Annotated in this window: 11 protein-coding genes; 8 read left to right on the top strand and 3 right to left on the bottom strand. The window is 43.6% G+C overall.

The window, feature by feature from the left end:
• Nucleotides 1–14 precede the first annotated feature (14 nt).
• On the bottom strand, nucleotides 15–926 hold the full coding sequence (locus ABID99_RS21010; protein WP_373615015.1) for a serine hydrolase: 912 nt from the start codon (nucleotides 924–926) through the stop codon (nucleotides 15–17).
• 86 nt (nucleotides 927–1,012) lie between these two features.
• On the opposite strand from ABID99_RS21010, the gene ABID99_RS21015 reads away from it, so the two are divergent.
• The 4 genes from ABID99_RS21015 to ABID99_RS21030 all read left to right on the top strand — a co-directional run bounded on the left by ABID99_RS21015 (nucleotide 1,013) and on the right by ABID99_RS21030 (nucleotide 5,579).
• Nucleotides 1,013–1,468, top strand: coding sequence for a hypothetical protein (locus ABID99_RS21015; RefSeq protein WP_373615016.1), 456 nt, complete (start codon nucleotides 1,013–1,015; stop codon nucleotides 1,466–1,468).
• A gap of 169 nt (nucleotides 1,469–1,637) precedes the next feature.
• Nucleotides 1,638–2,681, top strand: coding sequence for a tetraacyldisaccharide 4'-kinase (gene lpxK, locus ABID99_RS21020; protein WP_373615017.1), 1,044 nt, complete (start codon nucleotides 1,638–1,640; stop codon nucleotides 2,679–2,681).
• Nucleotides 2,665–3,480 carry a purine-nucleoside phosphorylase gene (locus ABID99_RS21025; protein WP_090534201.1) on the top strand — a complete coding sequence of 272 codons (816 nt, stop codon included), beginning with the start codon at nucleotides 2,665–2,667 and terminating at the stop codon, nucleotides 3,478–3,480. The genes lpxK and ABID99_RS21025 overlap by 17 nt, the downstream gene beginning before the upstream one ends.
• Nucleotides 3,480–5,579, top strand: coding sequence for a putative porin (locus ABID99_RS21030; RefSeq protein ID WP_373615018.1), 2,100 nt, complete (start codon nucleotides 3,480–3,482; stop codon nucleotides 5,577–5,579). Before ABID99_RS21025 ends, ABID99_RS21030 begins: the two co-directional genes overlap by 1 nt.
• 191 nt (nucleotides 5,580–5,770) lie before the next feature.
• Here ABID99_RS21030 and ABID99_RS21035 read toward each other — a convergent pair whose 3' ends face one another.
• The gene (locus ABID99_RS21035) at nucleotides 5,771–6,328 is read right to left on the bottom strand and encodes a transposase (protein WP_373615019.1); all 558 of its coding nucleotides are present in this window, start codon (nucleotides 6,326–6,328) and stop codon (nucleotides 5,771–5,773) included.
• A gap of 108 nt (nucleotides 6,329–6,436) precedes the next feature.
• Entirely contained in the window at nucleotides 6,437–6,805 is a 369-nt protein-coding gene (locus ABID99_RS21040; RefSeq protein WP_373615020.1) for a glyoxalase superfamily protein, read from the bottom strand.
• Nucleotides 6,806–7,033: 228 nt separating this feature from the next.
• Here ABID99_RS21040 and ABID99_RS21045 point away from each other — a divergent pair, with 228 nt between their 5' ends.
• The 4 genes from ABID99_RS21045 (at nucleotide 7,034) to ABID99_RS21060 (ending at nucleotide 12,646) form a co-directional block, all read left to right on the top strand.
• Nucleotides 7,034–8,068, top strand: coding sequence for a sensor histidine kinase (locus ABID99_RS21045; protein WP_373615021.1), 1,035 nt, complete (start codon nucleotides 7,034–7,036; stop codon nucleotides 8,066–8,068).
• Entirely contained in the window at nucleotides 8,065–8,769 is a 705-nt protein-coding gene (locus ABID99_RS21050) for a LytTR family DNA-binding domain-containing protein (protein ID WP_373615022.1), read from the top strand. The genes ABID99_RS21045 and ABID99_RS21050 overlap by 4 nt, the downstream gene beginning before the upstream one ends.
• A 272-nt stretch (nucleotides 8,770–9,041) precedes the next feature.
• Nucleotides 9,042–11,843, top strand: coding sequence for a carboxypeptidase-like regulatory domain-containing protein (locus ABID99_RS21055; protein WP_373615024.1), 2,802 nt, complete (start codon nucleotides 9,042–9,044; stop codon nucleotides 11,841–11,843).
• Nucleotides 11,834–12,646 carry a DUF4249 family protein gene (locus ABID99_RS21060; RefSeq protein ID WP_373615025.1) on the top strand — a complete coding sequence of 271 codons (813 nt, stop codon included), beginning with the start codon at nucleotides 11,834–11,836 and terminating at the stop codon, nucleotides 12,644–12,646. The genes ABID99_RS21055 and ABID99_RS21060 overlap by 10 nt, the downstream gene beginning before the upstream one ends.
• Nucleotides 12,647–12,736: the final 90 nt, after the last annotated feature.

Here is a 12,736-nt window from a genome sequence, read left to right on the forward strand (position 1 = left end):
ACCTTTTAATTTATTTACTCATTCAACATAAACTTGTCAACTCCTTGTGCAGGTTGCCATTTATCTCCAGGTTCAAAATAATGCCAAAGCAGGGCCGATACTTTTTTGATCAGCAATCCGGCTTCATTGTCGGGTGTCCAACTGGTATCCTTGTTATGATTAGTAATGATCGAAAACACATAATCTCCATGCGGGGCATTTACCAACACAGTTTCCGACCTTGATTCATCAACCGCCCCCTGTTTGGAAATGGTATGTACATAAGGCGGAATTTGCGACAACGCGTGCTCATCCCAGTAAATGCGGCCCATGTTACGGTACATCCGCTCGCTGGCTGCCGGGCTTACCGCCTTCCCTTCGCGGATCATGGCGAACAGGCGGCACATTTCGCGCGGGGTACTTACTCCCCAACCATAGATCCTGCGGATAGCTTCCCTGCCCGGCACACGTGAATTCACCCGCATTACCTTAAAGTCATTTTGATTGAGCCAGTTGTTGATATATTCGCCGCCCACCAGCTTTTGCAGCCACAAACTTGCGGTATTATCGCTCATGGTGATCATGAGCATAGCCACTTTACTCAATTGTACCGTGTCTTTATCTTTGAACGAGCCCAGCAAATCCTCACCCGCATAAAGCAATGAATCGCGGTAAACTAATTTTTGATTATACTTCAGCTCACCTTTTTCTATCTTATCCATCACCCCGCATTGAATGCTCACTTTGATCATACTGGCTGTAGGGAACAGCGTATCTGCATTGATCTCCGCCGTTTTGCCGTTTTTTAAATTATGTACATAGATGCCAACCTGGCCCTGAAAACCTTTGACAGCTTCATTTAATTTAGCGCTGAGTTTACTATCGGTTTGTGCAAATGCCGGTGCAGCTAACAATGTTAACAACAGTAAGGTAAGTTTATGTTTCATGTGATGGCGATCTAAAAAAATGAAAATACAAATTTTAATATAACAAGCAATCACTCCTTTATATTTGCTAAAACATCCATTAACCCGTGAACCAATTTGTTGATATTACCAACCGCAAAGTGCTGTACCGCTTAATGCTTAATCTTCAGCCCGAAGCAGCGCCGCTTTGGGGCAAAATGAAACCGCAGCAAATGATCGAACACCTTATTGACCAGGTTCAGTATACCAACGGTGTAAAAATACCAGCCTGGGATGGCCCGGATGATAATACAGCTGCAAGTAAACACGCCGCCGTTTATACCGATGCCGAAATACCCCGTAATATCTTTTTGGAAGAATTGGCTGATACCTTAATCTACCCCAATTTGGAAACAGCTATTAATCAGCTAATGAAAGAGCTTGACACATTCGACAGGTATTTCAATACCCCCGATGTTAAAGTGATCCACGGTGCTTTTGGCCCTATGGATTATTACGAGTGGACCATATGGCACGGAAAGCATTTTACACATCATTTAAAGCAGTTTGGGGTGATAGACTGATAGTAAATCGGCATCAAATATTAACTTTGTTGTTCTTCAGAAATTTAAAAGAAGAAAGACGTCATTGCGAGGTATGAAGCAATCCCAAACTATACAGGGGGGCTTGCACTGCCGACCTGCACATCGGGGATTGCTTCATACCTCGCAATGACGGCCCGCAAAATCATTTATGAAATTCCTCCGCTGGCTTTTAATCCCATTTTCGCTGATCTATGGCCTGGTTACGACTATTCGCAACTGGTGTTATGACCGGGGAATTTTCAAAAGCACTGGTTTTGACATGCCGCTGATCGTAGTCGGCAACCTGGATGTTGGCGGTGCCGGCAAAAGCCCTATGACCGAATATCTGATCAGGCTGTTGAAGGATAATTATAAAATTGCCACGCTTAGCCGGGGCTACGGTCGTATTACCAAAGGTTTTTTACTGGCATCCGGCGAAAGCAAAGCCTCAGATATCGGTGACGAACCTGCGCAGTTCAAACATAAATTTCAGGATCTTGATGTTGCCGTTTGCGAAAATCGGGTTGATGGCGTTGAGCAGTTAAAAGACCATCATGATGTTATTATTTTGGATGATGCGTACCAGCACCGCGCGCTTGAGCCGGGCATAAGCATTTTACTTTTTGATTACAGCCGTGTTAACGAACCTCATTTCCTGCTCCCGGCGGGTAACCTGCGCGAACCATTCGGCGGGCGTAAAAGGGCGGATGTCATCATCATCAGTAAATGTCCGGCTTCGCTTACCGATCTGGAACAAGGCCGCGTGATTAAACGGGTCAAACCGTTTCCGCACCAGTCGCTATTTTTCACCACCATAAGGTACCTGCCGGCCCAAACTATCTATGGGGCCCCGGTTACAAATGCCATCGACGATAAAACCGCGGTTTTCCTGCTTACGGGAATAGCTAATCCAAAACCCTTATTGGCGCACCTGAAAAAGCAAACACCACTGGTTGTTCATCACAATTATCCCGACCATCACCGTTTTAGCTTAAAAAATATCAGTAAACTTGCCGATGAATTTTCGGCCTGTGCATCACAAAAAAAAGTGATCATCACAACAGAAAAGGATGCACAGCGTTTAGGGGAACAGGACCTGCTTGCGATGGTTAAAAAACTGCCCATTTTGGTGCTACCCATAGGCATTAGTTTTTTAAATAACGGGCAACAACAATTTGACGAATTAGTACAAACATATGTTAGACAATATTGAAGGCACCGCCCGGTACATCAAAAACCGGATAGGCGATTTTGAACCCGAAGTGGGTATAATTTTAGGTACCGGCCTTGGCGGCCTGGTAAAAGAAATTGAAGTTGAAAAACAGCTGATGTATTCCAACATTCCTGATTTCCCTATCTCAACATTAGAGTTCCATTCGGGTAAGCTGATTTTTGGTACCCTTGCAGGCGTTAAAGTTGTGGCCATGCAGGGCCGTTTGCATTATTACGAAGGCTACAATATGCAGCAGATCACCTTCCCGGTTAGGGTGATGAAATACCTGGGCATTAAAACGCTGTATGTTTCAAACGCCAGCGGCTCGCTTAACCCCGATTTTAAAAAGGGTGACCTGATGATCATTGAAGATCATATTAACCTGCAGCCTCAAAACCCGCTGGTTGGCCGCAATTATGAAGAGCTTGGCCCACGGTTCCCGGATATGAGCGAACCTTACCGTCATGATATGATCGAAAAGGGTTTAGCCATCGCTCAAAAAAATAACATTACCTGCCATAAAGGAGTATATGTAGCCGTAACCGGCCCTAACCTGGAAACCCGTGCCGAATACAAATACCTGCGTATCATTGGCGGCGATGCCGTTGGTATGAGCACCGTACCCGAAGTAATTGTTGCTAACCACATGGGCATCCCAACATTTGCTATTTCGGTATTAACAGATGAAGGCTTCCCGGAAGTGCTTAAGCCCATAACATTGGAGGAGATTATTGCTATTGCGCAGGAAGCCGAGCCCAAAATGACCCTGATACTTAAAGAACTGATAGCCGGTAATTAATGCGCCAAAAGCTCAAATATATTTTTTTATTGCTGATGTGCCTGTCGGTACAGGCTGCTTTTGCGCAGTATGGCAACCGCACTAACCCGCGTAACCTGCCTACCCGTGATACCGCGCGCCGGCAGGAAAAACAAATGACCGACGATCAGCTGCTGGACAGTTTAAGGCGAAAGGAAGAAAACAAAAAAGATTCGGTAGTTTTTAGCTCCAAATTTATCCGTGTTACCAACGAGCGTTTGCTGAATGATAGTACGCAGCTGTTCCCGATTGACACTGGTATCACCAACTTTGAGATTTATAGCCCGCTTATTGATCCGCGCAGTCCCCGAATTCATTTAGGTAATATTGGTTTGTCACAACGGCCTTTGCTTTTTGAGCCCAGCAGGGCCATAGGCTTTGACCTCGGCTTGCATGCGCTTGATATTTACGCTTTAAAGCCCCAGGATATTAATTACTATAACACGCGTGTACCTTATACCAAACTAACATTGTATAATGCCTTTGGTGGTTCGGCCATCCAACTGTTTAATATCGTTCATACCCAAAACATAAAGCCCAACTGGAACATCGGTTTTAACCTTAATTTCAACGGATCAAAGGGTTTCTACAACTTTAACAACGTGCTGGGCCAAAACGTGAGCGATTTGAATGCTTCTATTTTTACGTGGTACGAATCAAAAAGCAAACGGTATAACTTGCTGGCCAACCTTTTGTTCAACAATCTTAAGGCCCCCGAAACCGGCAGCATTCTCAACGATTCGGTATTTACCAGTACCAATGTAAACAACGCCTTTTCAAAAGACAGGGCAGCGGTACGTTTACCGTATAGTTATGAAAACTGGAATGATAAGGGCCTTTACATTAAGCAGTTTTATTATTTAGGCCGGATAGATAGTTTGAATAAGGGGAAGGACAATTCAAAGATCCTGCCTACCCAACGTGTATCGCATACCCTTCATATATCAAACAGCAGGTACCTGTACAAGCAAAGCGGTGTTGATACCTATAATGTATTCCCTGACTATTATTACAGCAATAATCGGTCAAGGGATTCAACAGTCGTCACGCATATTCAAAATGAGTTTTCGTATAGCTTTTATCTGCGAAGTAAATCGGTAAAATTTGTAAAGAACGAGCTTAAGCTTGACTTAGGGCTTGTACATGATTTTTATTCGTACAACCAATATGTTAGCGATACCACCCTTAACCAGTATGGCGCAAAATATATTCATCAGGATAAAGTACAGCACAATACTTTCCAGGACATTACGCTGAAAGCTAAATTGGGCTACCGTTTCAGCGATCGTATAGCCCTTGATGCCGATTTCAGGCAAATTGCCCAGGGCCGCGACTTTGGCAATTATTTATACGATGCCAAACTTACCCTGGCAGGCGGCAAAAAAACCGGCAAGATCATTTTAGAAGCCTATTCACAAAACAGCTCGCCCCCGCTGGTTTATAATAACTGGATCTCCAATCATTATATTTTTCATAATGATTTCAGTAATCAAAAAACTACCAGCGCATCGTTTAATTACATTAACAATGCCCTGCAAATTGATTTAAAAGCCGAATACTTTTTGATCAGCAATTACCTGTATTTTACAGCACAAGATGGCGGTACCGATGTGCGCCCGGCTCAGCTTAACAACTCTATCAACCTTTTAAAAGTAAGTTTGGGTAAAAACTTCACTTACCGGAGCCTGCATTTTGATAACTATGTGGTATATCAAAAAACCGATTATCAGAATACGCTTCGTACACCGGAAGTATATGCTTACAGCAGCTTATATGTTAACAGGGTTTTGCTTAATGTACTGCATGCCAGTATGGGTATAAATGGAAGGTATAATACAGAATATGTTGCCCCGTCATATGCCCCGGGACTGGGCCAGTTTTATAACGGCGCAAACGTAACATTTTCATCCTATCCGATATTTGGCGTATTTTTCAAAGCAACCTTGCAGCGTACCAACCTGTTTGTTGCTTATGATTACATCAACCAGCGTGCCTGGAGTAAAGGCTATTACACGGTTAACCGTTACCCACAACAGGATGCCATCCTGAAATTCGGTGTTTCATGGACATTTTATAATTAATAAAGATCATCGGATATTAAAAAGCCCGAAACCAATTAAGTGTTAGTTTCGGGCTTTTATTTTCTGTTATACAAGACTTGCGTTAAAAAACGAGAAGCTGCCGAAAACGAATTTATTCCCCTTTCCTTTTCTGGCGCAAGTCTTGTGTGGCTGGCATGAGGGTGGATGACTTGTGCCTTCTGGAACTAATATCAATATGCCACCTCAACTTCCAACAAAACCCCTCCTTTTTCTTCATAATTAGCGGCGCTACTATAAACATATGCTGAAGGTTCGTTAACCCATCCTGCTTTAACAGGATTTTGGTGAATATAATTCAACTTTTGATCAAACATATTTGAGTGTGGCTCAATTTCTATCGGATGATTTTCTTGTTGCCATAACTGATAATGGGTATTATTTGTATTTGCTTTTCCTGTGTCAGCAAAGAGTTTAAGCATCCAGAGTTTTCGGCTTTCTGCCGGGTTTTCTATAATTTCCCTGATAATCTTAACAGATGAAAACTTTTTCATATCCCGCATAATGGCTGATAAACTTTGATCAGCTTTTTTGCCTATGAGCAAATGAACATGATTGCTCATAATGACAAACCCATAAATAATTAAACCTTTTTCCTTTATACAATAACGAAAACTATCAAGTAAGATATCACGATAAATGTTTCTTGTAAAAACATCGACCCAATGAACAACGGCGAAAGTCACGAAGTATATCCCCTCCGGATTAGCGAATTTGTATTTAGTACTCACGCACTGAAAATAGTTAAATACAATTATAAAAGCATAAAGAAAGCACAAGTGAGCGCCCCTCCAGCCAACCACACAACACTTGCGCTAAAAAAGGAAGGATCAACAGGCTTACCTATTCAACTCCTCACTAAAGGTTAACCTGTTACCAAATGGGTCGTGAACCGTCATCATAATAGCCTTGTCATTCCATTCGGGTACTTCCAAACCGGGACGGTTATATTTATATTTTTTGGCGATGAGGTGGGCGTGGTAATCTCTTAGCTCGTTAAAATCATCAATAGCTATATGGCTGCCCGGACTGGCATCGCCATGGTGTTCGGAGAGGTAAAGCACTACATCGCGCAGGGAAATTTGGATATATACCGGCACACCTTCGGGTTTGTGTTCCCAATCGGTTTTAAAGCCAAGCCAGTTGATATAAAATTCAATGGCTTTATCATAATCAAAAATTCGGAGGATGGGTTTTGTTATTGACATAGGTAATTAGTTGTTAAACAAATTTAACGGAAAATGCCACCTTTTTTATACAGCGAAACCGCTTGTTTTCAATTAGCTGCCTTCAAATGTTAATAGATGTTAAATATGCCTTGTGCAGCACCTGAAATTAGGTTTCCATACAACAGATACCGTACTTTCGTCGGCACATTTTGCCCCATCGTCTATTACATTGAATGCGGGTTTAAAATGAGGCTACCTTAGCATGATATGTTTAAACGGATAAAGCCGGCGCTGATTATCGAAATTTGTATCCACCTGTTATTTTGGGCGTTGATCATTTTTACGCCCATCATTTCCAGGCCGGATATGCGCGGCTTTCCGCAGCCTGCTTTTTCACCTGGGCACATTATCAGTTTTAACCTGGTGCTCGCGGCCGAATTCTACCTGAATGCGTTTTTCCTTATTCCCAGGATCTTAAAAAATAATATCTGGCTTTACTTTTTTGCCTTGCTCGCCTCCTTTGTGGTGTTCAATGTAATACTAACGGAAGTACGGCATTATTTCCCTGTGCCTCATTTTCCCTGGATGGGGCATCATCGTCGCCCCCCGGGGCCGTTCCTGGTTATTTTCCCCTTATTATCTGTTACCGCCGGCAGCTTTGCCTATCATTACCTGGCCGATCAATTTAAGGCTATCAACAAAAAAAAGGATATTGATAATGCATCACTGATCTCTGAACTGGCTTTTTTACGCTCACAAATCAGTCCGCATTTTATTTTTAATGTGATTAACAGTGCGGTTGCGCTTTCGCGGTTAAACCCTTCGGCAGTTGAACCTACGCTCATCCAGCTTTCGAAATTGCTCCGGTATATGCTTTATGTAACCGATGCCGAAAAAGTTATGCTGTGCCAAAAAGAAGACTACCTCCGCAGCTATATCGAGCTGCAACAACTCCGTTTCTGCGACCAGGTGAAGATCAGTTTCAGTTCGGATATCAAAGCTCCCGAAAAAAGCATCGAACCCATGCTGATGATCCCTTTTGTTGAAAATGCCTTTAAACACGGCACTGGAGATATTGAAGCCCCTGCTATAGCTATCACACTCTTTACCGACGAAAAGAACCTGCGTTTCAGTGTACAAAACGTGTACAACCCAACCGAAGAAAGTAAAGATAATGCCTCGGGTATTGGTCTGGCTAATGTTAAACGCCGGCTTGAGCTGTTATACCCCGGCAAACACAATCTATATATCAACAAAAACGAGCAGGCTTATATAGTTATGCTACAACTGGAACTTAAATGATGCGATGTTTAATAATTGACGATGAGCCACTTGCGCTCGACTTGCTGGAAGATAACCTGAAGCATGTAAACACCATACAGGTAGTGGCGCGTTGCCGCAACGCGGGCGAGGCGATCATTGCCATGCAAAAAGAACAGATAGACCTTATCTTCAGCGATATATACATGCCCGGCATCAATGGTTTACAACTCATCAGGAGTTTGACGCAAAAGCCCATGGTGATATTTGTAACCGCTTATGAAAAATTTGCGTTGGAAGGTTTTGAACTTGATGTGGTTGACTACCTGGTTAAGCCCGTACCCTTAGACCGCTTTTTGAAGGCCTGCCACAAAGCGCTCGACTTATATGAGCTTCGCCGCAGTTATGTGCCGCAGCCAACCACTAAAAACTATTTCTTTTTGCATGCTGATTATAACCTCGTTAAGATCAGCTTTGACCAGGTTGAATACATTGAGGGGCTTAAAGATTATATTAAAGTACACCTCATCAATCAGCAAAAACCGGTATTGTCCCGTATCAGCCTCAAAGCTATTGAGCTGCAATTACCGCCCGACCAGTTTTTCCGGGTACATAAATCATACCTCGTTAACCTCGACCATGTATCCCAAATGCGCCGTGCCCGTATCAAACTCATCAATACCGAGATACCTTTAAGCGACGGATATCGCGATGTGATCAACAGGATGATTGGGAAGGTGTAGGGTATTTCCTAATCATCTTGGTTCTGTTTTTGAGGTCTTTGCCTTCAGACAAGGTTAAAGGCAATTTCCAATTAACATATGCAACCACCCGCCATTGCCTCTAACTAATATTCTTTTTCCAACCTGCAACTGCCACTAACAACTGCTACTAAGCAAAATCCCCCTGCCACACATCCGGGCATCTGGTCTACAGAAAACCTCCCATGGTCGATTTTATTTGAGGTGCTTCAAAACATGCTGCATTTTCGGCATCGAAGAAAATATACCCCTACATGAAGAAATTTTCCCTAATGTTAATAAGCTCCCTGATTTTGTGCGGTACGGTGGCCCATAGTCAGCAAACCCAACAAAAGCTAAAAAAGATTGTAGTTAACCATTTTTTTTCGTGCCCGCTTGATGAGCTCTTTGATACACTGGCCATGAACTATAAAGTCCGCATAGTATTTGAACGGGAGCCTTTACATGAAATGGACGTTGTGGAGCACTTTTTTGAAGAACCGCTTAAAAATGTAATTGCCAAGGTTTGTAATGAAAACAACCTGCATTACTGGATAGAATCAACCGGCACTATCTACATCCTCCAAAACACCGACGATCTGGCGCGGCTGCAAAAACTCAACAAACTCTCACTGCAGGCAGCCAATGCGGTAAAGGCTAAAGAGATTGAGGCGCCCAAAGCCAAACCCAAACATTTTTTGGTGAGTATTAACGGGCGGGTAATTGATCAGCAAACAGGCGAGTCGCTGCCATCGGCTACGGTGAAGATCAGGGGAACCGACCTCAACGTTATGACCAATGCTGATGGTTATTTTACGATGTTCAGGGTACCTTCAGATACATCGGTAGTGGAGGTCTCCTATACAGGTTACCAAACGGACTATTTTAGGCTGAGCAGCGAAAAGCTGAATTCGCCGCTGATCTTTGGGTTATATTCATCGCTCAACAGCTTAAATGAAGTTACTATTACCGGTAAAAAAAGCGGCGTTATGAATACCGATAGCAGGCAGGTTGGCGTGTTACAGCTTTCGCCGGCTAATTTAGATAAGCTGCCAACCATGGGTGATAAGGATGTGCTGCGTGCATTTCAGCTGATGCCCGGCGTAAGCGGTACCAACGAGTCATCATCAGGTGCATACGTACGCGGCGGTACCCCCGACCAAAATTTGGTTGTACTGGATGGTTTTACCATTTACCAGGTTGATCACCTGTATGGCTTTTTCAGTGCTTTCAATGCCAGTGCCATTAAGGATGTGCAATTATATAAAGGCGGCTTTACGGCCAAATATGGCGGCAGGCTTTCGAGCGTTACCGAACTCAACGGCAAGGAGGGTAACAAGAACGAAACTAATATTGGTACCGATTTGAGTTTATTGAGCGCAAGCGGTTACCTGGAAACGCCGCTTTCTGATAAATCGACCTTGCTGTTAGCGGTAAGGCGCTCGTACCAGGGGCCGTTTTACAACAAGATCTTCAACCAGTTTAATCAAACATCAACCACGCAGGGCGGCGGTCCGGGTGGTGGTGGCCGGGGAGGCTTTGGCGGCGGCGGTTTTGCTAACCAGATTACCCCAAGCTCCTACTTTTATGATTTTGATGCCAAGTACACGTACAGCATCAGTCAAAAAGATAAGGTATCATGGACTTTGTACACAGGTACAGATAAAACAGATAACAGCAGGGAACTGGGCCTGCCATCGTTCCTGTCGTCGGGCAGCAGCGGTATCAACATAACCGATTATACCAAATACGGAAACCTGGGCAGCAGTATCAAATGGTTCAGGCAATGGAATAAGAAACTATACTCCAACAACTACATCACCTACTCATCCTATTTCAACGACAGGAACAGGAGCACTTCGGGCTTTGCACAGATTGATACCAACGGCATTTCGCACACACTGAGCAACGGAACTTTGGAGACTAACAACCTGAAGGATGTAGGCTACAAATCTGAATGGGAATGGACGGCCAGCAACAAATACAAGCTACTGTTCGGTAGTTTTGCATCTTATAAAAAAATAGATTACGAGTATACCCAAAACGATACCAGCAAGCTCATCAACCAGCATAATAATGCCATATTAGCGGGTTTCTACACCGAGCTGGCTATCGACCCAAACAATAAATTTCATATTCAGCCTGGTTTGCGGGCCAGTTATTTCGGCCCTACATCCAAGCCTTATTTTGAGCCCCGGCTGTCGGCAAGTTATAGCCTTACCGATAAATTTACCATAAAAGGCGCTACCGGGCAGTTTTACCAGTTTGAAAACCAGGTTATCCGCGAGGATATTTTAGCCGGGAACCGTAATTTCTGGGTACTATCAAACAACAGCAATATCCCCGTTGGGATGTCAAGGCATTTCATATTGGGTACCAGCTACGAAACGGACGAGCTTTTATTCAGCGTTGAAGGATACTACAAAACGCTTAGCGGCCTTACCCAGTACACCGTAAGGCAAACACAGCCTGCCGGCGGCGGTTTCAGGATGGAGGCCAACCAAAATCAAACACAAACCGTAACTGAAAACTTTTATGAGGGAACCGGTCGTGCTAAAGGCATTGAGTTTTTGGTACAGAAAAAGATGGGGCGTTATACCGGCTGGATCAGCTATACCCTTGCCCAGGCCCAGAATAAATTCTTAGCTTTTGGAACCGATTATTACGCTGCCGACCAAGATGTGCGCCATGAGTTTAAATCCATTAACATGTACCATTACCAGCGCTGGAATTTTGCTGCTACTTTCCTGTTCAGCACCGGGCATCCTTATACTGCCCCCTTATCCAGCTACACCATTAAAACGGTTGACGGCAACAGCATCACTTACCTCAACATAAGCGATAAAAACGCCGAACGTTTGCCGGCTTATCACAGATTGGATATGTCGGTTTCATATGACCTGCTGAAGATAGACGGGCATAAAATAGGCTCTATAGGCTTGTCGCTGTTCAACGTTTACAATCATACCAACACCTGGTACCGCGAATACCAAATGCAAAACAATCAGGTTATCACTACCGATGTTAACTACCTCGGCTTTACCCCTAACATTACATTAAGCTTAAGATGGAAATAAAAACATACATACGATATACATTTTTTGCACTGATAGCCGGTTGCCTGATGATGGCATCGGCCTGCAAAAAAAACTCTTCTGATACGGATGCGGTGAACAAACCTGTTGTTGAAGCATACCTGATTGCCGGCCAACCGCTTTCAGTAAAAGTTTATCAGCAAAAAGACCTGACGGATACTGCTACTTATGGATCGGCCATTACCGGGCTGACAATTAATGTAAGCAATGGTACACAGACTGTAAAACTCACCGAAGGAACAAACGGAACTTACACATATGCTGATGCCTCATTCATAACTGCAGGGAAAACTTATTCCATGCAGTTTACCTATAACAATATGGTTGTGAGCGCGTCAACAGTGATGCCGGGCAAACCAGTTGGATTTAAACTAACCGACAGTGTATTTCATGAGCCCAATACGCTTGATCAGGCTTATAACGATAAGGTGCGCGCTACCATTACCTGGACCAACCCCGATTCGTTGCAGCATATGCTGCTTTTCAAAAACACCGATAGTAATCCTTTTGAGATTATAGCGGTAAGGAACAACAGGAACCCAAGCTTCGAGATCAATACCGAAAGAGCCTCTACTTACAGCATAACGCAAACCACTTTCAAATACTACGGGGCTTATAAAGTAATATTGCTAAGGGTAAACGACGAATACATTAATATATTAACCAGCAATACCCGCGGCAGCTCACAAAACCTGGTAAATACCCCAACCAATGTTGTTAACGGCCTCGGTATTTTTACCGCTATGCAAGCCGATACCTTGAATTTGAGGGTAACGACAGAGTAAAATCTGATAATTGGTATTGAATCATCTATTGGCGCAAGTTTCCCCGGTCCGGGCTGACTTGCGCTTTTCCTAAAAAACAGCGTTGAATCC

Source organism: Mucilaginibacter sp. OAE612, assembly GCF_041806395.1.
Lineage (GTDB): Bacteria > Bacteroidota > Bacteroidia > Sphingobacteriales > Sphingobacteriaceae > Mucilaginibacter > Mucilaginibacter rubeus.